Raw genomic sequence first — 22,177 nt, forward strand, 5'->3', positions numbered from 1 at the left:
CGCTAATGATCCTGTGGCGCGGGTGCGCGGTCAAGTCGTGAATGCCCGATCCGCGTGAACGCGGCAATCGTATCGATCATACCAGGGAAGCGACCGAGCAGCGGCAGGAGCGCCGCCGTCAGCGCAGGCCATTCGGCTGCGTTGCGTACCGCTCCGGCCAACCGGATCGGTCGAGCCGTGGCGCTTGCGAAGCGCCTCTGGAAACGGTGTGCCCCGCCCGGCCCGTCCGCGAGATAGGCATGGCTTGCCCTGATTCCGCTCGCGATCGCGATGCCCATGCCTTCTCCGGCGAGCGAGGGGATGACTCCGGCCTGATCGCCGAGCCGGAAGAGACCCTGTGCCCCCCGCGTAGCGCGCCATCCATAAGGGACGTTGGCGATCGCGTCGATCGGCAGGCCGTCGCTGCGATATGCCAGGCGCTCGCCCAACCGGGGCTGATCGCGCGCGAGCTGGTCGAGCAGTGCGGCGGGAGATCCCGCTTCCAGCATGGCCGAGCGATGCACGGCCAGGCAGACATTGGCGCTGCCGTCCTCCTGGCGAACGATCCCGACATAGCCGCGATCGAACAGGTGCAGTTCGATCGCATCGCCGATCAGTCGATCGAGGCCGGGCGTCTGCGCGAGGCGAACGCGCAGACCCAAGACCGGGTCGTGCCCGCGCGCTTCGGCCGGGCGGGAGGTGCCTCGAACGTCGTGCTTGCCGCTGGCGAGGAACAGCGCGTCGCCGACCAGGTCGGCACCATCGTCGAGCCGCGCCGTCAAGCCGTCGATCGCCCGCGCCGCTACGCCGCGCTCGACAGCGGCACCTGCATCGATCGCGCGCTGGAGCAACACGCTGTCGAGCAGGCGGCGCGACACTCCGTGGGCGGCGCGGCGCAGCGGCGTTTCGACCAGCCGCTCGCCCGCGATCAGACGCACCGTGGTGATCCGCGCCGGGCCCAGCGCGGCAGGTTCCACGCCAAGCTTTTGTAGCGATTCGAGCGTTCGCCAGCTTAGAAAGCCGCCACAAATCGCGTCGCCGGTTTCGCGGCTGCGTTCCACCAGCAGGTGCGGGGCGCGTGCGTGCGCCAGCACGATCGCAGCGCTCGCACCTGCCGGGCCGCCGCCGACGATCAGCGCAGGTGTTCGACGCATAGCCGAAACGGAAAGGCGCGGTAGACCTGCGCGGTGACGCCTGCCTCTGCAAGGATCGGTGCCCATTCCGCGGGCCGATAGGAGCGGGCGATCGACAGGGTGCCGTCATGGCGCACGATCGGGTGCCAACGCGCCAGCGTCGCCAGAATCGGAAACCCGAAATGCGCAAAGCCGTGGCGATGGAGGTCGTTGATCAGCCATCCCTTCGCGCTCGCCCGCTCCATGAAGCGCAGAAACGCGATCAGCTGATCGTGCGTCATGTGGTGTGCGACGAGGCTGGAGATGACGAAATCCCATCTCTCGCCCGCCAGATCGGCATAGTCGCCGGTGATATAACGGATCGGTACGTCGGCGGGCGAATGCGCGGTCGCGGCGAGCGCGCTGCGGGGGTTGAGGTCGATGCCGACCAGCTCGGCCGCGATACCCCGCCGCGCGGCCCAACGCGCGATCCGGCGCAGCATGTCACCATCGCCAAAGCCGACATCGAGCAGCTTGAAACGACGCAGGCCAAGCGACCCGCGCCGCAGGAAATCTAGCGTCGGCCGCGCTGCCATCGTCACGACATTGACCTTGGCGAGGTCGCCGACCACCGTTGCATAAACCTCCGGGTCGAGATCGTCGGCGTCCATCAGCTCCTCCGCGATGGCGCGCGCGCGCAGGCTCATGCCGCGCTCCGGAAGCCGAAGCCCTCGGCGGCAAGGCCCGGGCCGAAGGCGAGCGCCACCCCGTTGCGGACCGGCGGCCCGTCGAGCAGCCGCGCCAGCACGAACATCAAGGTGGCGGAGGACATATTGCCGTAATCCGACAGCACCGCGCGCGAGGCGTCGAGCGCGTCGTCCGGCAGTTTGAGGCTATGTTCGACCGCGTCGAGGATCGATCGTCCTCCGGCATGGACTGCCCATCCATCGATCTCCAGCGGCGCGCGCCCACCGGTCGCGGCGGCGGCGAAGGCAGGGTCGCTCAGCCCGGCGGCGATGCGGGCGGGAACTTCGCCCGACAAATGCATCGCAAAGCCGTGATCGGTAATATCCCAGCGGATCAACGCCGCCGAATCGGGGAGCGTGGTCGCAAAGGGGTGGTCGAGTGCAAATCCGCGAGGGGCGGCGGTGACGAGCGCCGCTGCGGCACCGTCGCCGAATTGCAGCATGGCGAGCAGGGGTTCGAGCGCGGGATTGTCCTGCAGATGCAGCGTGGACAATTCGACACAGACCACCAACACCCGCGCGTCGGCATCGGATCGCACGATATGGCGCGCGCTGCGGAGCGCGGCGACCGCCGCGTAACATCCCATAAAGCCGATCAGCAGGCGCTCGACCGACGGCGCAAGGCCGATTCGCGCAGCGATGATCTGGTCGATGCCCGGCGCGACGAAGCCGGTACAACTCGCCACGACCAGATGGGTGATGGCATCGAGTGAAACCTGCGCGCCCAATGCCTCGATCGCAGCGATGCTCAGCTCCGGGGCCGCCTGCCCATAGCGTCGCATACGTTCGGCAGTGCCGGGCAGCACCGGATCGGCATAAAAACCGTCCGGATCGACGGGCGATCCGCCTTGCGCTCCAACGGGTAGGACGGACCAGCGATGCGCGATCGCGGCGCGCGCGGCCATCCGGTCGAAGATCCGGACGGCCCGTGCGTCAGGCAAGCGCGCGCGGGCCCAGTCAAGGAACGCCGCATGGATGTCCTGCGCCGGAACGGCGGTGCCGATCGCGGCGATGTGGGCAGTGCTGGACACATGGGACCTTTGCGGAGGCGGGCGGGAGCATCCGGCCAACGAACAACGCTACGACGGCTGCTCCGATCCGGGAAGACACCCACGTTACGCACTCGTACCTACCCTACGTTTGAGCACGGCATTTGGATGCGTCGGCGCACAAGATTTGGTCGCAAGAGGAGCAGCCGCCGCTTAATCGAGAGCATATCGAGCGCGGATGAAGGTTTCAGCTCACGCCAGTGCGGCAATCAACTCGTGCTGGCGGATCGGCTTGTCGAGCACCGCGTGAAATCCGTTCATACTGGCTATCGCGCGGAGCGTCGGGTCGGGATAAGCCGTGATCAGTATGGATCGGCCATGCCAATCACGGCGCTGCATCGACCGGAGCACCCCGATCCCGTCGCCGTCGGGCAGCCGGTAATCGGTAATCAGCCACTCGGCCGTCGACACGTCGGTATCCTCAAGCAGGGCACGCGCGCTCGCGTAAGAGCGCACATCGAAGCCGCGCCAGTGCAGCAGCAGATGCAGCGAACGCCGCACGCCTTCATCGTCCTCTACCAGCAACAATTGCGGACGCGGTCCGGTGTCGACCGCGTTGTCATCGTCCATTGGACCGCTTTCCCATGTCATTGGGGGCACGGATGGCGGTCGCGGGCAAAGTTGTCTTTACGTAGACTTCCTAGGATTGCTCTCCAAGGCCGGCGGCAAAGGCGATACGCAGCGCGTCCGACAGCGCATGGACCTCCAGCTTGGTCATTACGTTGGCGCGGTGAACTTCGACCGTGCGCGGCGAAATGCCCAAATCATAGGCGATCGTCTTGTTGGGCAACCCCTGTGCCAGCCGGTCCAACACCTCTTGTTCGCGCGGGGTGAGGCGCGCGACCCACAGCTTCGCCGCCTCGCTCGATCGTGCGGCTGCATCGGCATGCGCGATCCGCGCGAAGGCGCGGTCGATCGCCGACAGTAGCACGGCCTTTTCGAAGGGTTTTTCGATGAAGTCGACAGCACCCGTCTTCATCGCCTGAACCGCGATCGAGACATCGGCATGGCCGGTGAGGATGATGACGGGCATGGTGATGCCGCGTGCGACCAATTCCTCCTGCACCGCAAGGCCATCGATCTCCGGCATGCGCACGTCGAGCAAGACGCAACCCGGTTCCGCTGCCTTGATCTCGCGCAGGAACGCGACTCCAGACGTGTGCAAGCGTACAGCATAGCCAGAGGTTCGCAGCAGGAACCCAGCCGAACGTCGCACCGAATCATCGTCGTCGACGACATGGATCAGACGTTGGTCGCTCATGCCGCAAACTCCTCTATTGGAAGCGTGAAACGAAAGACGGTTCCGCCCGTCGGGCGCGGCTCGGCGCGGATGTGTCCGCGATGCGCTTCCACGATCGTTCGGCAGATCGACAGGCCCAACCCCATGCCTGCGGGTTTGGTGGTCGCGAAGGCCTGGAACAGTCGCGCGGCGATGTCCGGCGAAAGCCCCGGGCCCGTGTCGGCGACCGAGACTTCGACCATGGCGTTATCGAGCGCGCAGGTCGAGATCGTGATGTCGCGGACTTCCTGCCCGGCCACGGCATCGATCGCGTTCCGGATCAGGTTCACGAGAACTTGCTGGATCTGGACACGATCGACCGTGACGGTGGTGATATCGGGGGCCAGCTCGAAAAAGGCGCGAACGCCTCGTTCACGCGCGCCGATCAGGGCGAGGCGACTCGCCTCGTCGATCAATCGCGGTAGATCCTCCACCCGCCGCTCGACCTCGCCACGCGCCACGAAATCGCGCAGGCGACGGACGATCTTGCCAGCGCGCAAGGCTTCGCTGGTGGATTCCTCGATCGCCTCGCGCAGCAGCGTGGCTGCCTCGGCACCACCGGCGTCAAGCAGTTCGCGACCCGCCTCAAGATAATTGGCGATCGCGGTCAGCGGCTGGTTCAATTCATGCGCCAAGGTCGAAGCCATCGTACCCATCGCACTCAGCCGCGATACGTGAATCAGCTCGGATTGGAGCTCTTTCAACCGCAATTCCGCGTGCTGCTGTTCGGTCAGGTCGTGAATGAAGCCGGTAAAGATGCGATGTCCGTCGCTATTGGCCTCGCCGACCGATAGCTTCATGGGGAATTCGGTACCGTCGCGACGCTGGCCGACGACGATGCGACCGATGCCGATAATGCGGCGCTCCCCGGTTTCGCGATAATGGGCGATATAACGGTCATGCCGTGCGGCATCCGATGGCGGCATCAGGATTTCGACATTCGCGCCCACGACCTCGGCTTCGCTGTAGCCGAACAGGCGCTCGGCGGCGCTGCTGAACGACAGGATGATGCCGCGCTCGTCGATAACGATCATCGCATCGGGGACGGTTGCGAGGATCGAGCGCAGGTGCAATTCGCTGCGCGCCAGTGCGGCGGCGGCTGCCTGGCGGCCCGTGATGTCATAGATCATCTGCCCGAAGCCGCGCAGCGTCCCATTGGCGCTGTGGATCGCGGTGATCGCGACGTCGGCGAAGAATTCGGAACCATCCTGACGCACCCGCCAGGTGTTTTCCCGCAGGCGACCACGCGCGCGAACCTTGGCCATGTCCGCATCGGGCTTGGCTGCGCCGCGATCTTGCAGACTATAGAGCTTTTCGCCGCTTTGGCCGATCACGGCATCGGGCCGATATCCAAACAAGATCTCTGCTCCCACATTCCAAGACCGGATCCGTCCCTCGGTATCCAGCACGAACATGGCGCGGTCGGTTGCGCCCTCGACGAAGAGCGCGAGCGTTTCGGGGTCTACCGTATCGCCGATCGCCATATCTGTGTCTTTGCCGTCCACGTGCTGTGCGTCCCATCCGTGAATCCACCTAGGTCCCTGTTTTGCGCCGGATCAAATCCGCGAGCGCGCCATGGCCATACCCAGCCATAGAACTTAAACACGGAGGACCCTATGCGCACATATAGATTTTTGGCGCTCGCAGCTGTTTCGACGGCGATCGTCGCGTCGCCCGCTTATGCCGAAAAGGGCGACGTTCTGGTGCGCGTGCGCGCAATCGTCGTCGCGCCCAACGAACGCAGCGGCCCGGTGACTCCGGCGTTTCCTGGCAGCAAGGTCGGGGTGTCGGATTCGGTGATGCCGGAAATCGACTTCACCTACATGGCGACCAAGCACATCGATAGTGGTCCTCTGGGAGTAGACGCACTCGATCACTTCAGGATTACGGCGTTGCGGCTGGCAGCGCGCACCAGCACGCACCAATATCGCTTGGGCATCCGGTAGCGGCATGCCGATCGGTAGGGCGGCGGCGACAGCAGCTTGCGCTGCCGGCAATTGGTCCGTTTGGCCAAAAGCTGTCTCAATGTCCGCGAACCGCAAAGTCGGAGCGGCCGGATGCTCAGGGGTGCCAGCATATACTGCGGAGGTAGCCAAGCCGACAACCAGAACTGGTAGCCACTGCGGCGATATAAGCCACGAGCGCACGGTCTAGGCGCTGGCCAAGGCAGGCGTGCGCGACATGATCGCTTCATCGACTGCCTCGTTGATCAGAATGGCGAGCTTCGCGCCAGCAAAGCGGGCGCTCGGAAGATGCCACACTCTGCCAACGACGTAGGCCTTGCGGTCGATCTCGACCTCTTCACCGCACGAAGGCAGGGCGTCAAAATGCATTGCGCCCTTGTCTTTGGCGGTACCGACGTCAACGCCGTGATAGACGGTGACGAGCATTTCTCTTTCTCCAGAAGGGGGATGATGATCAAAATGACGGAATGAGAATAATCACCTTGACGGTGACATCCCCTTGAGCCGCGCGTGCATGCGCAAGCACGCGGCGGATATCGCCAGCGGTTCCAGAACATGCCTCGCCGAAACTGCATCGTCGCTGCCGGGCCCGTAGATCCAGATGCGATCGGGCAGATTCGCATCGCGTTCCATCCAGTGGCCCGGTGGAACGAGGGTCGCCGCCGCTGCCTTCTCGCCGGAATATCGTAGCGCGCGAACGCGGCTACCGTCGCCATAGCGCCAAACCGCTATCTCAAGTTCTTCCAGATTCACCAGTCCGGGAAATACCGTTCGGGCAATTCGACCGTCCAGTTCCCGGCTGGCCGCGCTTGTCGCCTCGCAAAGGTGGGCGAGATCCCGGCATTCTCGGGCCAGGTTCGAGGTTCCTGCAGCACAGAGCGTCTGATCGCTCACAATATATTCTCGTCATCATCATCGTCGCGGACATGAGCCTTACCCACGGGGATGCGCGAGACTGGCTCGCAAACACTTTGCAGGAGGCCGTCGCCGATAGCGTAGATAAGCCCATGTACCCTCAGGTCGTGACCATCTCGCCATGCTTGCTCGACCACAGCATTGGCGCAGACCTGCTCAACCTGGGCGATGACGTTGAGCTCGCACAGTCGATCCTCGCGTGCCTGCTCATCCGGTAAAGCATGAAGCGCAGTGCGATGTTGCCAGTATAGGGCTCTGACGGGTGCAAGCCACGAACCGATTGCGTCGTTCGCAACGGCATTTCGAGCCGCGCGAATGCCCCCGCAGCCATAATGCCCCACCACCAGAACATGCCGGACGCGGAGCACATTGACGGCAAACAAAAGAGCGGCGTTGAAATTGGTATCGCTGGCCGGCACGAGATTGGCGATGTTGCGGTGGACGAACATTTCGCCTGGATCGAGATCGACAATCTCGGTTGCTGGAACGCGACTATCTGAACAACCCACCCAGAAATATCGCGGGCTCTGTTGACCGACGAGGCGTGCGAAAAAGCGAGGGTCGCTTTGGGTCTTCCGGCCCGCCCATTGCCGGTTTCGTTCAAGCAAATCGGCGATATCATCATTGCCGGCTTGTACGACTGATTCAGGCTGCAGCGGGTTGCTCACCGGCCGAACCTCCCTCGAGATCGACGATCCGCAAATATGGTTTGAGCGTCGCGTAGCCTTGTGGGAATTGTCGCGAGGCTTCCTCGTCCGACAGTTTCGGAGAGACGATGACTGGGTCGCCAGGCTTCCAATTCACAGGCGTCGCGACGCTGCGTCGGTCGGTCAATTGCAGGCTGTCGATCGTCCGCAGAATCTCGACGAAATTGCGCCCCGTGCTTGGCGGATATGTGAGGATGAGGCGGACTTTTTTTAGCGGATCAATGACGAAGACGGACCGCACGGTGACGGTCGGATCGCTCATCGGATGGATCATGCCATAGAGCTGCGCGACCGTTTGATCGTTGTCAGCGAGCATCGGGAAGTTGACCTGCTGCCCTTGAGTAGACTCGATATCGGCCTCCCAGATGCGGTGCGCTTCGACAGGATCGATCGAGAGGCCGATAACCTTGACATCTCGCCTGTCCCACTCCGACTTGAGCCGACCAACCTCGGCCAACTCGGTCGTGCAAACCGGCGTAAAGTCCTTGGGATGACTGAAGAGAACGCCCCACGAGTCTCCAAGCCATTCATGGAAACGAATGCGTCCTTCGGTGCTGTTCTGATCAAAATCAGGCGCTAATTGTCCGAGCTGAATACTCATGCTCATTCCTCATTTTTGCTTGGCTCCTTATCCGCGCGCAATACGCCTCCAACAAACGAATGTTATTGGTTGTTTGCAGCGATATCTTTGCGGTAAAAAAACCGAGGCGCTTATTGGGTCTGGTCGACCCGAGCCGCACCCGCCCCGTCGAGATTGCGCGAAACGAAATCCCAGTTGACCACTTTAGACAGCAGTTCTTCTGCAAATTTTGGTCGTGCGTTGCGGTAATCGATATAATAGGCGTGTTCCCAGACATCGATGGTCAGCAACGGCGTCATGCCGTGCACGATCGGCGTATCGGCATCGTGAAGCGATGTGATCCTGAGCTTGTCTCCTTCGAGTATCAGCCAGGCCCAGCCGCTCGCGAAGTGACCGACAGCCTCAGCCGCCAGTTTTTGAATTAAATTTTGATGCGAACCAAAGTCGCTCTCGATCATCTTCAAGAGCTTCTCCGACGGCTTGGTCGAGTCCATGGGTGCGAGGCATTGCCAGAAGAAACTGTGATTCCAGACTTGGGCTGCATTGTTGAACAGCGGCTTGTCACCACCTTCTTTCGCAAACGCCGCAATATCGATGATCGTTTTACCCGCCAGACCCTTTTCGTCGATCCAACCATTGACCTTATCGACATAGGCTTTGTGATGTTTGCCATGATGATAGTCAAAGCTTTCAGCCGAGAGCACAGGTTCAAGAGCAGACCGATCGAAGGGAAGTGGGGGAAGCGTAAATGGCATGACAGTTAACTCCATGGATGATGCCCAATATGTGGCGATGCCGGCATGCTGCTTCCACGCTCTGTCGGATCACGCATTTTACCGTCGATCGCGAGGGGCTTCGTCACCGTCCGGTCATCGCGTAGGTGCGTGCTGTGAGGTTTTGCCTTGGGCCGTTTCGCGCCGGCGACAGGAAGGTCCGTCATTTGACCGATTGGTGGAAGCAACGAGCGCTTTAAGGGCGGCACGGCATCTTGTTGGCTTGTAGGTCGGCGGAAAAGAGCCCTGGCGCCATCGTCGGCGAGGAAAAACGCCGCGACCGGGACCGCGATCACGATCGCCAATGTAATCGTATCCGCACTGACGATTTCGCTCGCGCAAAGCCAGTATATGAGCTGCCCTCCTGCAGCGCACGCGACCGTTAAAAGGATCGGCCACCAGCGGCGAAAAGGGCGCGACGACGGAGCAGGCCGGATCGGTCCGGGATATTTCATGGTGGCGTGCCTCCTTGCCGACCCCTCGTTCCTCCTGCTATTGTCATCATGCAAATGAATATAATTGTTATTTAACCAGAAAACGAGTGCTGGATGGATATCGGAGTTGCGCGGACATTTCTGGAAGTTGTGAAAACGGGCACGTTTGTGAACGCGGCTGCCAATCTCAATCTCACCCAGACAGCGGTGAGTGCCCGAATCCGCGTGCTCGAAGAGCAGCTCGATCGGCCGGTCTTCATCCGTAACAAATCAGGCGCGAAGCTTACCCCGGCCGGGGAGCAATTCTTGCGATTTGCGACTACCCTTGTGCAAGTGTGGGAGCGCGCGCGCAGGTCGGTCGCATTGCCTCCCGGGCGCGAGAGCGTGGTGACCATCGGCGCTGAGCTCAGCTTGTGGAGCCCATTGCTACGTCACTGGCTGTTGTGGATGCGCCGCGAATGTCCCGAGTTCGCGGTAAGCACGCAGATCGATAGCGCGGAAAGTCTCATGGAGCAGGTCCAGGATGGCTCTCTCGATGTCGCGATCCTCTATGGCGCACCACGCCGCCCCGGTGTGATTGCAGAACTGCTTTTCGAAGAAAAACTGGTGTTGGTGCGCACCACGCCTACCGATCGGGTGCTAGGCGCTGAAGATCATGTCCTTATCGACTGGGGCGAAGAATTCGCTGCGAGCTATCAGGCGGCGTATCCCGATCAACCCAATTCCGTCGTTGCAATCAGCTACGGTCCGCTGGCCCTCGACTATATCCTCGCCACCGGTGGAACCGGTTACTTCCGCAAAGGCTTCGTACGGTCCTATCTCGAGGAAGGCCGGCTCGCGCTGGTGCCCGATAGTCCCGAGTTCTCTTATTCTGCCTATGCCGTGCATTCCACCAAGGCCGACGAAGGCGTCATGGCGCGCATTAGAACCGGTTTGCGGGCCGCTGCGGCTATTGCGTCATGAACGACGAGCCTGCCTCCCCTGTATGTTATGCATCCCAAGGCGATGACATCTACATGGGCTATGGTGGCCGTGACGAGATCGCTGCCGCGCTCAATGTCTTGCTAGAGGCCGAGCGCGCAGGGGCGCGTGTTACCCTCGAAAGCGCAAACGACGCCCGTCATCCGCCGACGAAGCATCTGATAAAGGCGGTCTATGAGGATGAAGCAAAGTGGTGCGGGATGCTGTCTGCCCAGATCAAGCGTATTGGGGTGATCCCATCTACGCATTGTGGCGCATTCTATGACAAGGCCATGGCCATCGCCGATTCACATGAACGACTCGCGTTCCTCAATCGCGGCCAGGCCTGGGTGGTGCGCAAGCTAGAAGAGCTGCTTCCACGCGTGCGCGACGATATTCTGCATGCTGCTCTGAGCGAGATGAGGGCCAGCCATGTCGAGAATATCCAGCGCACGGAAGAGTGCATCGCCGAGACGAAAACCTGAGCCGGGCCCATGGCTGTCCCACCCCCAGTCCGGATCAAACGCGTCTATGCTCCTCCCGCTGAAAGCGATGGTAGCCGGATCCTTGTCGACCGGCTCTGGCCCCGCGGTCTGGGACGAGACACGGCAGCTTTAACGTCGTGGTGCAAGAGTATCGCCCCGAGTACTGAACTGCGCAAATGGTTTGGTCATGATCCGCAGCGTTGGGCTGAATTCAACCGCCGCTATTGCCAGGAGCTGGATGCCAACGGCGCTGCGGTCACTGAACTGGCGTCACTGCTCGATCGGGGGCCCGGCATTCTGCTGTACGCAGCCCATGACGAGCAACACAATCACGCGATCGTCCTTGCAGACTATATGGCAAAGCATCGCTGAACCGGCTTGGCGGTTCGCAATGGCCACAACACCCCATTTTAACCGGTCTGGGGCAAATCCCGATTCCTTGCGGCGCTAAATAGCATCCCAAGTTCTGCCGGTTTTGTGATGAGATCTGCCAGCGTGTAACCGTCCAGCACGTTTAGAAACGCGGCCAGCGCCTGCCGCAAAGCGCCCGTCAGCCCGCAAGCCGGGGCGATGATGCACTCACCGCAATCGACCAGGTCGAAACCATCCTCGGTGTGCCGTATGACCGCGCCCACTTTGATTTCCACTGCAGGCCTGGCGAGCTTGATGCCGCCAAAGCGGCCCCGTGCACTGGCCAGATAGCCCGCGTTCACCAGATCGTTGACCACTTTCATCAGGTGATTCTGCGAGATGTCATAGGCGCGCGATATCTCGGCGATGGAGCACAACGCATCGGGCCGCGCGCCCAGGTAAATGAGCACCCGCAGGGCATAGTCCGTGTAGCGCGTAAGCCGCATGCAATCTCCTTGCATTCATATATGCATTTTTCTTGCATCTTTCAAAGCCGCCTTATAGATGCATTCTCGATACATGAATTGGAGTCGGTCGATGGACGACGGGAATGAGATCACGGAGGAAGGCCTCAAGCGGCTTGTCTCCCTGTTCTACGAGCGCGTCCGCGAAGACGAATCGCTGGGTCCGATCTTCAACGATGCGATCGAAAACTGGCCCGAACATCTCGACAAGCTGGTTACCTTCTGGTCGTCGGTGATGCTGACCACTGGCCGCTACAAGGGCAACCCCGTGGCCGCGCATCTCAAGCACCGGACGCGCATAAGTCCCGAGCTGTTCCAGCGCTGGCTGGCGCTTTGGAACAGCACCACGGCCGAGGTGTTGGAGCCCGGTGCAGCCGCTGCGCTGCAGAGCAAGGCCGCGCGGATCGCAGAAAGCCTGCAACTGGCGCTCTTCTTCAAGCTCGATACAAAAACCAAACCAGACCGCGCGGCGGCCTGACCGTCAAGGAATCCGTCATGCCAACCGCTCCCTTTGTTGACCTTAGCGTCCACTGCAAACCGCGCGGTCCGTCCGATCGCATCGCGCTGGCCTTCACCAAGATACTGCGGTTCACGGCCGACACATTCTTCGCCAAGCGCTACGGCCACCGTGCCATCGTGCTTGAGACTGTAGCGGCGGTGCCGGGCATGGTCGGCGCAACGCTGACGCACCTGCGTTGCCTGCGGCGCATGTGCGATGACAAGGGCTGGATCCGCACCTTGATGGAGGAAGCGGAGAACGAACGGATGCACCTGATGACCTTCATCGAGGTGGCCAAGCCGACGATGTTCGAGCGGCTCGTGATTCTGGCCGTTCAGTGGGTCTTCTACCTCGCCTTCTTCACGCTCTACCTGGTCAGCGCCAAGACCGCACACCGCGTGGTCGGATATTTCGAGGAAGAGGCGGTGATCAGCTACACGCTCTATCTCGCCGAACTTGACGAGGGCCGTTCCCCCAATGGCCCGGCGCCAGCAATCGCGCGGCATTATTGGAAGCTTGGAGACGATGCGACCTTGCGCGACGTGGTGCTCCTGGTCCGCGCCGATGAGGCACATCACCGCGATATCAATCATAGCTTTGCAAACGAACTAGCCGGATTGCCGGTCAACCATGCGGCGGTGGCGCCCTATCCGGACCACGCCGACGACATTCGGTTGGCAGCCTGACATGGCCGAACCCTATCGCTCAACCCCGGTGTTCGACGAGACCAGCCTCCCTGCGGCGCTGCGCGCGCGACACACGACCAAGGCCGGGGTCTGGGGCATGGTTCGCGTGCTCGAAGGCACAGTGAAACTGACCTATCTCGAGCCGACTTCCGAACATCTGCTTGATCCCGACACCCCGGGACCATTGCTTCCCGAACAGCCCCATTTTGTCGAACCAATCGGCGCGATGAAGATGCGGGTCGATTTCTACAGTGAACCGCCGGGCGGCTAACCCCGCCCGCCCCGGCCTACCCCATTATCACGACAGGAGACGTTGATGTCACAGACACTCAGCGAGCGCACGATCGCGCTCGTCAAAGCCACGGTTCCCGCACTCGAAGCCCATGGTCTCGATATTGTCCATGAGATGTACGCGCGGATGTTCGAAAATCCCGAGATTCGCGACCTGTTCAACCAGTCGCACCATGGTGACGCGGGGTCACAGCCGCGAGCCTTGACCGCCGCGATCCTCGCTTATGCGGCGAACATCGAGAATCTGGGCGCTCTTGCCCCAGCGGTCGAGCGGATTGCGCAAAAGCATGTCGGTCTGCAGATCCTGCCCGAACATTATCCCCATGTCGGTGAAGCGCTGCTCGGTGCCATCAAGGCCGTGCTCGGCGATGCCGCCACCGAAGAGATTCTCGCTGCCTGGGGCGAAGCCTATTGGTTCCTGGCCCATATCCTGATTGCACGCGAAGAGCGGCTTTACAAGGAGCACAGCACGGCCGACGGCGGTTGGGCGGGCTGGCGCACGTTCGCGGTCGACGAGGTCCGTCCCGAGAGCAGCGTCATCACCTCGTTCATCCTGCGCCCCACCGATGGGCGTCCGGTTATTCGCCACAAGCCCGGTCAATATCTGACCTTCTGGCTCGAGATCCCCGGGCATCCTCCGGTCAAACGCAATTATAGCATTTCACAAGCAGCCAATGGCGAGACCTATCGTATCTCGGTCAAACGCGAGCAGATGGGTCTCGCCTCGGGCTGGCTGCACGACCAGGCGAAGCCCGGCACCGTGCTCAAGGTGGCCGCGCCCGCAGGCGAGTTCTTCCTGACGGACAATCCCGAACGCCCGGTCGTGCTGATGTCCGGCGGAGTCGGCCTGACCCCGATGGTGGCAATGCTCGAAGCCATAGCGCAACAGCATCCTGACCTTCCCGTCCAATATCTTCATGGAACACTGGATGGCTCGACCCACGCACTGGCCAATGACGTCCACGCGCTCGCAACCGGTCACCCGAACATCCGCGTCACGAATTTCTACCAGACACCACGGGCAGAAGACGTTGCGGGCCGGGACTATGACCATGATGGCTTGATCGACGAGCCGTGGCTCACGGCCCATACGCCGATCGAAGAAGCAGACTATTACCTATGCGGCCCGCGACCGTTCCTGCGCGCGTTCGTCGCCACCTTGTCGCTCGCTGGCGTCGCATCGGACAGAATTCATTATGAGTTCTTCGGCCCCGCCGACGAACTACTCGCCGCCTGAAGGGACCGACCGACATGGATGACCTCACCATCGCGCGCATGATCCATATCCTGGCCGTCATTTGCTGGATCGGCGGGGTTGCGTTTGCAACCACCGTGGTCATCCCGTCGGTCAAAGCCCTGCCGTCATCGGAGCGGCTGACTGCCTTTCACCGCATTGAAAGCCGGTTCGCGCCGCAAGCGCGCATCTGGCTTCTCTTCGCGGGCGCAAGCGGCCTGTGGATGATCCAGCGCGGAGGAATGTGGGATCGCTTCGGTGATCTCCATTTCTGGTGGATGCACGCCATGCTATGCGTGTGGTCGATCTTCTTTGTGGTGCTGTTTATCGTTGAACCGCTGATCTTGCGTCGCCGGTTCGAGGTTTGGGCGGCAAGATCTCCGGATGGAGCGTTCAGGCTGCTCCACCGCGCGCATGTCCTTCTACTTGGTCTCAGCCTGGTTACCGTAATCGGTGCGGTTGCCGGAAGCCGCGGGTTTTCGCCACTTTAGATAGCCGATGAAGGAGTCCGACCGTTGTGCCTGATACCGAAAACAGATCGATAGATCCCGAACGCATCGAGGCGGTCGCGCACGCCGTCCATGCGCTTTGCCACGGACGATCCGATGTATCGCTAGCGGCGCATGTGGCGGCGGCGGTCGCCCAGCATTTTGCAGGCACCGCACCGATGACGGATTCTATTCTCGCGCAACGCGCTGCGCTGGAAACGGCCGTAACAAAGAGGGTGGAGCAGCTACAAGAGAGCCAAGCCGAGTCCGACGCAATCGACGAGGCATCGCGGGAATCCTTTCCTGCCAGCGACCCGCCCGCATGGATTTCAGGCCGACATTGACCGCTTCAGACAACGGTAGAAAGATAATTGATCATGGCACTTCATCACGCGCAGCACGGCGAGATCGTACATCTCTCAGGCTTGGGTGTGGGCGGAGATGATGCCCACACGACCGCCCTCGTCAAAACCGAGGCCTTCGAGGCGATCCACCTCCTCGTGCACGCTGGCGCCGTAATCCCGCCGCACCACGTTGCCGGGCAAGCGACGCTCCACTGCCTGCGTGGCAGAGTGCATGTATTGCTCGGAGACGCGAAGGCCATCCTGGAGATCGGCGACTGGATGTATCTCGATCGCGGCGAGGAGCATGGCATCGAAGGCATTGAAGATGGAGCCTTGCTGCTCACGATATTGTTCGAGCACCCAACTGTCTCAACCGTAAGCTGAGCGCATGCGAACTGCGATCATCATCAGCCGTTTTCGGCTGTTCTTTATGAGAGGCACCTTCCACTCTCCGCGCTGCCCTGCCTTCAACCGCCAATGGCGGGGCGTCTATCAGTCTACGGTCAGCTGGGCCCATTTCGGATGTTGAACGTGTGCCGGACCGTTCAACTCTTTCTAACCCTTCGGTTTCGCCAGGAGACGCGCAATGGACGAAGCCGCCCAACCCAAATTTGATCCTGAAGTCAGTCCCTTGTCGAAATGGTGGCTGCGATCGGTCCTGATGGTGATGATCCTTGGCTTTGCGGGGCTTCTGGCGATCACCATGCTCTCCTACCGGAACGCGCCACCCATCCCCGATACCGTGATTGATGCTCACGGAGAGACCCTGTTCACAGGTGATCAGATCCGCTCGGGACAGGCCATATTTCTGCGCTATGGCTTGATGGACAATGGCACGATCTGGGGACATGGGGCCTATCTTGGCCCTGATTTTTCAGCCGAAACGCTGCATCAGATTGGTGAGAGCCTAGCCACCTCCCTGGCACAACAACAATTCGCCAAGGCTTTGAACGCACTTACCCCTATCGAGACAGGGTCGATCCGCGGTCAGGTCGCCGTCACGCTGAAAACCAATCGTTTCGATCCTGCCAGCAACACTCTTCGCCTGACTGCGCCGGAGGCTATTGCCTACCGCGCGCAGACAGCCCGCTGGACATCCTATTTCATCAACCCAGCGCGCAACGGCGGTCTCGCGCCCAAGCTCATCACCGATCCGGCAGAATTGCGCGACTTGACTGCGTTTTTCTGCTGGACGGCCTGGGCGTCGGTCACCGATCGGCCTGGGGCGGATTATTCCTATACCAACAATTTTCCCTATGATCCCGGCGTTGGCAATGTCGCTCCGGCCGGGGCGCTCCTCTGGAGCACGCTTAGTCTGATCGCCCTGCTCGGCGGCATCGCGGCAGTACTGCTTGCATTCGGCAAATTCGATTATCTGGGCTGGATTACGCGGGGCCATAGCGCCACGCCGCAGGTGATCCCGGGACAGGCAAGCCCCGGCCAGCGCGCCCTCGTCAAATTCTTCGTTGTCGTTTCCTTGCTGTTTCTGATGCAGACGCTCGTAGGTGCTGCGGTTGCGCATTATCGCGCCGATCCAGGAAGTTTCTACGGCTTCCAGCTTGAGACTATCTTTCCGAGCAACCTGATGCGCATCTGGCACTTGCAGACCGCAATCTTCTGGATCGCAACGGCCTATGTAGCCGCCGCGCTGTTTTTGGGCCGCTCGCTGCGCGCCGACGAACCCCGCTGGCTGCCCGCAGCCATCCATCTTCTGTTCGCGGCTTTCGCCATCGTCATCGGCGCCAGTCTCCTTGGCGAATGGGCGGGCATCTCCGGGTGGCTTGGCGACTGGTGGTTCCTGTTCGGAAACCAGGGCTGGGAATATCTCGAGATCGGCCGCTTCTGGCAGTATCTGCTCGTTGTGGGACTATTGGCGTGGTTCGCGCTGCTCTGGCGGATTGCGCGGCCCAGCCAGGTCTCCAACGTCCATGCACGGCCGATCGCCCGGATGTTTCTGTTCGGCGCGCTGGCCATCCCCGTCTTCTACGTTCCCGCCCTCTTTTTTGGCGCCAAGACCAACTTTACCGTGGTCGATACCTGGCGCTTCTGGATCATCCATCTGTGGGTTGAAGGATTCTTCGAATTCTTCGCAACCACCGTAGTCGCGCTGATGTTGTTCCAATTGGGCCTCACGGGCCGGAACACAGCGCTGCGGGTAATTTATCTCGACGCGATCCTCTATTTCCTCGGCGGGCTGATGGGGACGGGGCATCACTGGTATTTTTCAGGACAGACCCAGATCAACATGGCGGCATCAGCGCTTTTCTCCGCGCTGGAGGTCGTGCCTCTGACATTGCTGACGCTCGACGCATGGGATTTTGTCCGCACGACGCGCAGCGAAACCGACAAAAGTGGCGTCGCCTCGGCGCTACCCCATAAATGGACGTTTTATTTCCTCATGGCCGTGGGATTCTGGAATTTCCTCGGCGCCGGAGTCTTCGGATTCATGATTAATCTGCCGATCGTGAGCTATTATGAGGTTGGAACCATCCTGACGCCCAATCATGGCCATGCCGCTATGATGGGCGTCTTCGGCATGCTAGCCCTTGCCCTGATGGTGTTTGTGCTACGCCAGACGACTGACGTCGCGCGCTGGCCGAGCATCGAGAGATACGTCCGCATCGGGTTCTGGGGGAGCAACATCGGGCTCGCCTTGATGGTAATCCTGAGCTTGTTCCCTGCCGGAGTTTTGCAGGTATGGGATGTGCTGCAACATGGCTATTGGCACGCACGAAGCATCGCTTACACTGGCAGCAATATCGCGCGGCAGCTCGAATGGATGCGCTTACCCGCCGATCTGATCTTCATCATTTTTGGCGCCATTCCACTGATGATCGCTGCGCTGAAGGCCTATTGGGGGCTCTACATCAGGCCGCTCGATTCTCTTCAGATTAAGCTGCCCCCTCCACACTGACAGTCACTCCATTTGCCGAGTGTCGGATTGGTTCTCGTGGAGCAGCCAATTCTGCTATCCAGCCAGCTGCTGAGCGCGCAGGCATCAATCAGACCTTACGGAGCAAATAATGCGGACCGCTCTGTGGGGAAGCCCGCCCAGGACCTTGAGAATGGCCTATGTGCTCTCGAGAACGCTATCAGAGTCGCCTTGTCGCGGTCAGAGCGACCGTCCGCCATCGACCGAGATAGATGCACCAGTGACGAACGCACCAAGGTCGGTGCTCATCCAGAGCACGGCGTCGGCGATCTCCTCCGGCTTGCCCAGTCGGCCAAACGCCGCGAGGTCGATCGCCAGTCCGTTGATCTGCAGCGCGATGCGCTGATCGCGACAGGGGCGTAGATGAGCGGTACGTGTATTCGGCCAGTTCGCCGCGATGACGCCCCTCGCCGCCAAATAGATAATTACTCGCGGCCCTTGACCCTGACACGATGTCAAACCCTAGATAGGGGGCGTCGATAAGGAGAACGGGAATGTCCGAGCCAAAATCCACGGCACATGACAGCCAAAATCATGTCTGCTGCGCGGGTCACGCGAAGAATGCGGTCGATCCCGCGGGTTCTCAGCAAGCCGTCGATCCTGTTTGCGGGATGACCGTCGATCCGGCGACGACTCAGCATCACGCCGAACATGACAGCACGGCCTATCATTTCTGCAGTGCCGGCTGCCGCGCCAAGTTCGTTACCGACCCGGCACGCTATCTTTCGAAGGGCGGGCAATCGCAGCCGGAAGTGTCTACGACCGCGATCTGGACCTGTCCGATGCATCCCGAAATCCGTCGGCCGGGACCAGGAGCCTGTCCGATCTGCGGCATGGCGCTCGAACCCGAGGTCGCGACGGCCGAGGCCGGACTCAGTCCCGAACTCGTCGATATGACGCGGCGCTTCTGGATCGCTCTGGCGCTCACTGCGCCCGTGTTCCTGCTCGAGATGGGCGGGCATCTGTTCCCGGCACTGCACCACCTCGTCTCCGAGCGGATATCGGGCTGGATCCAGTTCGCGCTGGCGACCCCCGTTGTGATCTGGGCGGGCTGGCCGTTTTTTGAGCGCGGCTGGGCATCGCTCCAGACGCGAAACCTCAACATGTTTACGCTGATCGCGATGGGAACAGGGGTCGCCTGGGCTTATAGCGTGGTGGCAACGCTCGCACCCGGTATATTCCCTGCGGCGTTCCGCATGATGGACGGTACGGTCGCGATCTATTTCGAGGCCGCTGCGGTCATCACCGTCCTTGTGCTTCTCGGACAGGTTTTGGAATTGCGCGCCCGCGAGCGCACCTCGGGTGCGATCAAGGCGCTCCTCAATCTCGCGCCGAAGACCGCCCGCCGGATCATGGCAGACGGTGGCGACGAGGAAGTCGCGGTCGACCTGATCGCCGTGGGCGACAGACTGCGCATTCGCCCCGGCGAAAAGGTGCCCGTGGATGCCGTGGTTGAGGATGGCCGCTCTTCGATCGACGAGTCGATGGTCACAGGCGAATCCATGCCGGTGACGAAAACTGTCGATGCTCATGTGGTCGCGGGAACGATGAACCAGACCGGATCGCTCATCGTGCGGGCCGACAAGGTTGGCCGCGATACGATGCTGGCGCGGATCGTCCAGATGGTGGCGGACGCGCAGCGTTCGCGCGCGCCGATCCAGCGCATGGCCGACAAGGTCGCGGGCTGGTTTGTCCCGGCGGTGCTCGGCGTCGCGCTGCTCTCGTTCGCAATATGGGCGATATGGGGTCCGGAGCCGCGACTGGCGCATGGCCTTGTAGCCGCTGTCGCGGTGCTGATCATCGCCTGCCCCTGCGCCCTGGGCCTCGCGACGCCGATGTCGATCATGGTCGGTATCGGCCGGGGTGCGGGCCTTGGCGTCCTGATCAAGAATGCCGAGGCGCTGGAGCGTATGGAGAAGGTCGATACGATCGTCGTCGACAAGACCGGCACGCTGACCGAAGGGCGACCTTCGGTGACAAGCATCGTGGCGATGGATGGCTTTTCGGAGCACGATCTTCTTCGTCTTGCGGCGAGCGTCGAGCGGGCGTCGGAGCATCCCCTGGCGCTCGCGATCGTTGCGGCCGCGAAGGATCGTGGCATCCCAGTTCCCGAGGTCTCCGACTTCGACTCGCCCACGGGCAAGGGCGCGGTCGGCACCGTGGACGGCAAGCGCATCTTTCTGGGCGGCGCGGCCTATCTCCAAGAGAGTGGCATCGACGTGTCGCCAGCGGCAGCAAGGGCCGATGAGTTGCGGGCGGACGGGGCGACGGCGATTTTTGCCGCCATTGACGGCCGGGTCGCCGGGATCCTGGCCATTGCCGATCCGATCAAGACGACTACGGCGAAGGCGCTGGTCGCCTTGCGGAAGGAGGGCGTGCGCGTGGTCATGCTGACGGGCGACAACCGGACGACCGCCGAGGCGGTGGCCCGGAAACTCGGCATCGACGCGGTTGAAGCAGAGGTGCTGCCCGAACAAAAGAGCGCCGTCGTCCTGCGCCTGCAACGTGAAGGCCATGTCGTCGCCATGGCCGGCGATGGGGTGAACGACGCGCCGGCGCTGGCGGCAGCGGACGTCGGCATTGCCATGGGCTCGGGCACCGATGTTGCCATTGAAAGCGCCGGAATAACGCTACTCAAGGGCGATCTCAATGGCATCGTGCGGGCGCGACGGCTGAGCGAGGCGACGATGGCCAACATCCGCCAGAACCTGTTCTTCGCCTTCATCTACAATGCGGCTGGCGTCCCCATTGCCGCCGGGCTTCTATACCCAGTCTTCGGCATCGTTCTGTCGCCAGTGATCGCCGCTGCCGCGATGGCCCTGTCATCGGTCAGCGTCGTCACCAACGCGCTGCGTCTCAATCGGGTAAAGCTGTGAACATCGGCGGCGCGGCGGCGGCGAGCGGGGTCTCGCAGCGGATGATCCGCCACTACGAGAAGATCGGGCTTATCCCGTCGCCACCGCGACGTGACAGCGGATATCGTGACTATTCGGAAGCGGACATACATCGCCTGCAGTTTATCGCGAATGCCCGGGATCTGGGATTTCCGATCGAGGAAATCCGCGTGTTGCTCGATCTCTGGTCCGATCGCGATCGCGCCAGCGCCGAGGTCAAGGCGCTGGCGGAATCGCGCGCCGCAGACCTCGGTCGGAAGGCGGATGCGCTCAACGCCATGCGCGGAGCATTGCTAGACTTGGCGAAAGACTGCCACGGCAATGATCGACCAGAATGTCCGATACTCACGCGTTTGGCTTCCTGACGCTCCAGCTCGTCGAGAAGCGTGCCAATCAGCATGGGGCCAGTCGCTCCGATCGGATGACCGAGCGCGGATGCGGGACCACCGATAGCAAGCTCGAAGATCCAATGTCGTCGCCTAAAATAGGGTAAGCATAGGCAAGGCGTCGGCAGCGTGGTAGGTTGATTTATCACCCGACCTCCTCTGCAGGCGTCCTGTGACAGAGGGATCATCGTGCCTTCGCCTGCAAGTGCAAGGCCGGACAATGACGTTTGCCGAATCCCTCAACATCGCAACGGGCTGACCGGAGTGCCGACAACACTTCCTGTGCGGAACCTCGAAGAGGCGAATCTGCTCGCTCATGCGATTGTGAACACGATCCCCGAGCCCTTTCTCGTCCTCGACGCCGATCTACGGGTGCTTGAGGCAAGCCGCTCCTTCTACGAGATTTTCAAGGTTGCGCCTGGGCAGACGCAGGGCTGCCTGCTCTATGGGGACCGGTGAGAAAAGGCCCAAAAACGTACGCTAAGCATCACGTCCAGCCTCAGCGGCTGCGGTGGCCAATGCTTCCCCCTCCGGCCGCCACCAGTGCGACGACACCCGACAGGAT

At 61.5% G+C, this 22,177-nt stretch carries 28 protein-coding genes; 15 read left to right on the forward strand and 13 right to left on the reverse strand.

The genetic code is table 11. The features are described 5' to 3' along the window. Nucleotides 1-2: 2 nt before the first annotated feature. From ACP7BY_RS19265 to ACP7BY_RS19290, 6 genes are all read right to left on the reverse strand, one after another. A complete protein-coding gene (locus tag ACP7BY_RS19265; protein ID WP_033967487.1) occupies nt 3-1,133 on the reverse strand; it encodes an NAD(P)/FAD-dependent oxidoreductase in 1,131 nt (376 codons plus the stop codon). After that, nucleotides 1,112-1,798, reverse strand: coding sequence for a methyltransferase domain-containing protein (locus ACP7BY_RS19270; RefSeq protein ID WP_137903135.1), 687 nt, complete (start codon nt 1,796-1,798; stop codon nt 1,112-1,114). Before ACP7BY_RS19270 ends, ACP7BY_RS19265 begins: the two co-directional genes overlap by 22 nt. Then, entirely contained in the window at nt 1,795-2,868 is a 1,074-nt protein-coding gene (locus ACP7BY_RS19275) for a type III polyketide synthase (protein ID WP_137903134.1), read from the reverse strand. Before ACP7BY_RS19275 ends, ACP7BY_RS19270 begins: the two co-directional genes overlap by 4 nt. Nucleotides 2,869-3,078: 210 nt before the next feature. Beyond that, nucleotides 3,079-3,456 carry a response regulator gene (locus tag ACP7BY_RS19280; protein ID WP_033967486.1) on the reverse strand — a complete coding sequence of 126 codons (378 nt, stop codon included), beginning with the start codon at nt 3,454-3,456 and terminating at the stop codon, nt 3,079-3,081. Nucleotides 3,457-3,526: 70 nt separating this feature from the next. After that, nucleotides 3,527-4,147 (reverse strand): response regulator transcription factor, encoded by a 621-nt coding sequence (locus tag ACP7BY_RS19285; protein WP_033967485.1) that lies wholly within the window; start codon nt 4,145-4,147, stop codon nt 3,527-3,529. Then, nucleotides 4,144-5,649, reverse strand: a complete 1,506-nt coding sequence (locus tag ACP7BY_RS19290) for a PAS domain-containing sensor histidine kinase (RefSeq protein ID WP_033967484.1) — start codon at nt 5,647-5,649, stop codon at nt 4,144-4,146. The genes ACP7BY_RS19285 and ACP7BY_RS19290 overlap by 4 nt, the downstream gene beginning before the upstream one ends. 132 nt (nt 5,650-5,781) lie before the next feature. Here ACP7BY_RS19290 and ACP7BY_RS19295 point away from each other — a divergent pair, with 132 nt between their 5' ends. After that, complete coding sequence (locus ACP7BY_RS19295; RefSeq protein ID WP_033967483.1) at nt 5,782-6,111, forward strand: hypothetical protein; 330 nt, start codon at nt 5,782-5,784, stop codon at nt 6,109-6,111. 204 nt (nt 6,112-6,315) lie between these two features. Here the strand turns inward: ACP7BY_RS19295 and ACP7BY_RS19300 are convergent, their stop codons facing one another. From ACP7BY_RS19300 to ACP7BY_RS19320, 5 genes are all read right to left on the reverse strand, one after another. Continuing rightward, complete coding sequence (locus tag ACP7BY_RS19300) at nt 6,316-6,555, reverse strand: hypothetical protein (protein WP_033967482.1); 240 nt, start codon at nt 6,553-6,555, stop codon at nt 6,316-6,318. Nucleotides 6,556-6,606: 51 nt separating this feature from the next. Then, nucleotides 6,607-7,023, reverse strand: a complete 417-nt coding sequence (locus tag ACP7BY_RS19305) for a hypothetical protein (RefSeq protein ID WP_137903133.1) — start codon at nt 7,021-7,023, stop codon at nt 6,607-6,609. Then, nucleotides 7,020-7,712 (reverse strand): carbonic anhydrase, encoded by a 693-nt coding sequence (locus ACP7BY_RS19310; protein WP_249340887.1) that lies wholly within the window; start codon nt 7,710-7,712, stop codon nt 7,020-7,022. Before ACP7BY_RS19310 ends, ACP7BY_RS19305 begins: the two co-directional genes overlap by 4 nt. Next, nucleotides 7,690-8,352, reverse strand: a complete 663-nt coding sequence (locus tag ACP7BY_RS19315) for a peroxiredoxin (protein ID WP_133722795.1) — start codon at nt 8,350-8,352, stop codon at nt 7,690-7,692. The genes ACP7BY_RS19310 and ACP7BY_RS19315 overlap by 23 nt, the downstream gene beginning before the upstream one ends. A gap of 110 nt (nt 8,353-8,462) precedes the next feature. Beyond that, the gene (locus tag ACP7BY_RS19320) at nt 8,463-9,086 is read right to left on the reverse strand and encodes a superoxide dismutase (RefSeq protein WP_137903132.1); all 624 of its coding nucleotides are present in this window, start codon (nt 9,084-9,086) and stop codon (nt 8,463-8,465) included. A gap of 566 nt (nt 9,087-9,652) precedes the next feature. Here ACP7BY_RS19320 and ACP7BY_RS19325 point away from each other — a divergent pair. Genes ACP7BY_RS19325 through ACP7BY_RS19335 form a run of 3 tightly spaced genes read left to right on the forward strand, consistent with a single transcriptional unit; the run spans nt 9,653 to nt 11,355 of the window. Then, a complete protein-coding gene (locus ACP7BY_RS19325) occupies nt 9,653-10,501 on the forward strand; it encodes a LysR family transcriptional regulator (protein ID WP_133722792.1) in 849 nt (282 codons plus the stop codon). Next, complete coding sequence (locus ACP7BY_RS19330; RefSeq protein WP_133722791.1) at nt 10,498-10,983, forward strand: DUF6306 domain-containing protein; 486 nt, start codon at nt 10,498-10,500, stop codon at nt 10,981-10,983. Before ACP7BY_RS19325 ends, ACP7BY_RS19330 begins: the two co-directional genes overlap by 4 nt. A gap of 9 nt (nt 10,984-10,992) precedes the next feature. Then, nucleotides 10,993-11,355 (forward strand): DUF488 domain-containing protein, encoded by a 363-nt coding sequence (locus tag ACP7BY_RS19335; RefSeq protein ID WP_137903131.1) that lies wholly within the window; start codon nt 10,993-10,995, stop codon nt 11,353-11,355. 38 nt (nt 11,356-11,393) lie between these two features. Here ACP7BY_RS19335 and ACP7BY_RS19340 read toward each other — a convergent pair whose 3' ends face one another. Next, nucleotides 11,394-11,840 (reverse strand): Rrf2 family transcriptional regulator, encoded by a 447-nt coding sequence (locus ACP7BY_RS19340; RefSeq protein ID WP_133722789.1) that lies wholly within the window; start codon nt 11,838-11,840, stop codon nt 11,394-11,396. A gap of 91 nt (nt 11,841-11,931) precedes the next feature. Here ACP7BY_RS19340 and ACP7BY_RS19345 point away from each other — a divergent pair, with 91 nt between their 5' ends. From ACP7BY_RS19345 to ACP7BY_RS19380, 8 genes are all read left to right on the forward strand, one after another. Next, entirely contained in the window at nt 11,932-12,336 is a 405-nt protein-coding gene (locus ACP7BY_RS19345; protein WP_137903130.1) for a group III truncated hemoglobin, read from the forward strand. A gap of 17 nt (nt 12,337-12,353) precedes the next feature. Continuing rightward, complete coding sequence (locus ACP7BY_RS19350) at nt 12,354-13,043, forward strand: alternative oxidase (RefSeq protein ID WP_133722787.1); 690 nt, start codon at nt 12,354-12,356, stop codon at nt 13,041-13,043. Between the two features lies 1 nt (nt 13,044). Continuing rightward, entirely contained in the window at nt 13,045-13,314 is a 270-nt protein-coding gene (locus tag ACP7BY_RS19355; protein ID WP_137903129.1) for a DUF1971 domain-containing protein, read from the forward strand. Nucleotides 13,315-13,359: 45 nt separating this feature from the next. Then, nucleotides 13,360-14,571, forward strand: coding sequence for an NO-inducible flavohemoprotein (gene hmpA / locus ACP7BY_RS19360; protein ID WP_137903128.1), 1,212 nt, complete (start codon nt 13,360-13,362; stop codon nt 14,569-14,571). A gap of 14 nt (nt 14,572-14,585) precedes the next feature. Beyond that, on the forward strand, nt 14,586-15,059 hold the full coding sequence (locus ACP7BY_RS19365) for a hypothetical protein (RefSeq protein ID WP_133722785.1): 474 nt from the start codon (nt 14,586-14,588) through the stop codon (nt 15,057-15,059). A gap of 26 nt (nt 15,060-15,085) precedes the next feature. Continuing rightward, nucleotides 15,086-15,400: a hypothetical protein gene (locus ACP7BY_RS19370; protein WP_133722784.1), complete on the forward strand. Its 315-nt coding sequence runs from the start codon at nt 15,086-15,088 to the stop codon at nt 15,398-15,400. 33 nt (nt 15,401-15,433) lie between these two features. Further along, nucleotides 15,434-15,784 carry a cupin domain-containing protein gene (locus ACP7BY_RS19375; RefSeq protein ID WP_133722783.1) on the forward strand — a complete coding sequence of 117 codons (351 nt, stop codon included), beginning with the start codon at nt 15,434-15,436 and terminating at the stop codon, nt 15,782-15,784. Between the two features lie 202 nt (nt 15,785-15,986). Next, nucleotides 15,987-18,314, forward strand: a complete 2,328-nt coding sequence (locus tag ACP7BY_RS19380; RefSeq protein ID WP_137903127.1) for a nitric-oxide reductase large subunit — start codon at nt 15,987-15,989, stop codon at nt 18,312-18,314. A 198-nt stretch (nt 18,315-18,512) separates the two neighbouring features. Here the strand turns inward: ACP7BY_RS19380 and ACP7BY_RS19385 are convergent, their stop codons facing one another. Further along, entirely contained in the window at nt 18,513-18,749 is a 237-nt protein-coding gene (locus ACP7BY_RS19385) for an SDR family oxidoreductase (RefSeq protein WP_249340886.1), read from the reverse strand. Nucleotides 18,750-18,826: 77 nt separating this feature from the next. On the opposite strand from ACP7BY_RS19385, the gene ACP7BY_RS19390 reads away from it, so the two are divergent. The 3 genes from ACP7BY_RS19390 to ACP7BY_RS19400 all read left to right on the forward strand — a co-directional run bounded on the left by ACP7BY_RS19390 (nt 18,827) and on the right by ACP7BY_RS19400 (nt 22,071). Next, entirely contained in the window at nt 18,827-21,208 is a 2,382-nt protein-coding gene (locus ACP7BY_RS19390) for a heavy metal translocating P-type ATPase (protein ID WP_137903126.1), read from the forward strand. After that, nucleotides 21,205-21,591, forward strand: coding sequence for a Cu(I)-responsive transcriptional regulator (gene cueR / locus ACP7BY_RS19395; protein WP_137903125.1), 387 nt, complete (start codon nt 21,205-21,207; stop codon nt 21,589-21,591). Before ACP7BY_RS19390 ends, cueR begins: the two co-directional genes overlap by 4 nt. A 303-nt stretch (nt 21,592-21,894) precedes the next feature. Next, nucleotides 21,895-22,071, forward strand: coding sequence for a PAS domain-containing protein (locus ACP7BY_RS19400; RefSeq protein WP_140356317.1), 177 nt, complete (start codon nt 21,895-21,897; stop codon nt 22,069-22,071). The last annotated feature ends 106 nt before the right edge of the window (nt 22,072-22,177 follow it).

Source organism: Sphingomonas sp. PSPC2-2, assembly GCF_049897725.1.
GTDB lineage: Bacteria > Pseudomonadota > Alphaproteobacteria > Sphingomonadales > Sphingomonadaceae > Sphingomonas.

Coding starts and splice junctions, on each gene's coding strand:
- ACP7BY_RS19265 (WP_033967487.1), bottom strand. CDS start 1,133: ATGCGTCGAACACCTGCGCTGATCGTCGGCGGCGGCCCGGCAGGTGCG.
- ACP7BY_RS19270 (WP_137903135.1), bottom strand. CDS start 1,798: ATGAGCCTGCGCGCGCGCGCCATCGCGGAGGAGCTGATGGACGCCGAC.
- ACP7BY_RS19280 (WP_033967486.1), bottom strand. CDS start 3,456: ATGGACGATGACAACGCGGTCGACACCGGACCGCGTCCGCAATTGTTG.
- ACP7BY_RS19285 (WP_033967485.1), bottom strand. CDS start 4,147: ATGAGCGACCAACGTCTGATCCATGTCGTCGACGACGATGATTCGGTG.
- ACP7BY_RS19290 (WP_033967484.1), bottom strand. CDS start 5,649: ATGGCGATCGGCGATACGGTAGACCCCGAAACGCTCGCGCTCTTCGTC.
- ACP7BY_RS19295 (WP_033967483.1), top strand. CDS start 5,782: ATGCGCACATATAGATTTTTGGCGCTCGCAGCTGTTTCGACGGCGATC.
- ACP7BY_RS19300 (WP_033967482.1), bottom strand. CDS start 6,555: ATGCTCGTCACCGTCTATCACGGCGTTGACGTCGGTACCGCCAAAGAC.
- ACP7BY_RS19315 (WP_133722795.1), bottom strand. CDS start 8,352: ATGAGTATTCAGCTCGGACAATTAGCGCCTGATTTTGATCAGAACAGC.
- ACP7BY_RS19320 (WP_137903132.1), bottom strand. CDS start 9,086: ATGCCATTTACGCTTCCCCCACTTCCCTTCGATCGGTCTGCTCTTGAA.
- ACP7BY_RS19325 (WP_133722792.1), top strand. CDS start 9,653: ATGGATATCGGAGTTGCGCGGACATTTCTGGAAGTTGTGAAAACGGGC.
- ACP7BY_RS19330 (WP_133722791.1), top strand. CDS start 10,498: ATGAACGACGAGCCTGCCTCCCCTGTATGTTATGCATCCCAAGGCGAT.
- ACP7BY_RS19335 (WP_137903131.1), top strand. CDS start 10,993: ATGGCTGTCCCACCCCCAGTCCGGATCAAACGCGTCTATGCTCCTCCC.
- ACP7BY_RS19340 (WP_133722789.1), bottom strand. CDS start 11,840: ATGCGGCTTACGCGCTACACGGACTATGCCCTGCGGGTGCTCATTTAC.
- ACP7BY_RS19345 (WP_137903130.1), top strand. CDS start 11,932: ATGGACGACGGGAATGAGATCACGGAGGAAGGCCTCAAGCGGCTTGTC.
- ACP7BY_RS19350 (WP_133722787.1), top strand. CDS start 12,354: ATGCCAACCGCTCCCTTTGTTGACCTTAGCGTCCACTGCAAACCGCGC.
- ACP7BY_RS19355 (WP_137903129.1), top strand. CDS start 13,045: ATGGCCGAACCCTATCGCTCAACCCCGGTGTTCGACGAGACCAGCCTC.
- hmpA (WP_137903128.1), top strand. CDS start 13,360: ATGTCACAGACACTCAGCGAGCGCACGATCGCGCTCGTCAAAGCCACG.
- ACP7BY_RS19365 (WP_133722785.1), top strand. CDS start 14,586: ATGGATGACCTCACCATCGCGCGCATGATCCATATCCTGGCCGTCATT.
- ACP7BY_RS19375 (WP_133722783.1), top strand. CDS start 15,434: ATGGCACTTCATCACGCGCAGCACGGCGAGATCGTACATCTCTCAGGC.
- ACP7BY_RS19380 (WP_137903127.1), top strand. CDS start 15,987: ATGGACGAAGCCGCCCAACCCAAATTTGATCCTGAAGTCAGTCCCTTG.
- ACP7BY_RS19390 (WP_137903126.1), top strand. CDS start 18,827: ATGTCCGAGCCAAAATCCACGGCACATGACAGCCAAAATCATGTCTGC.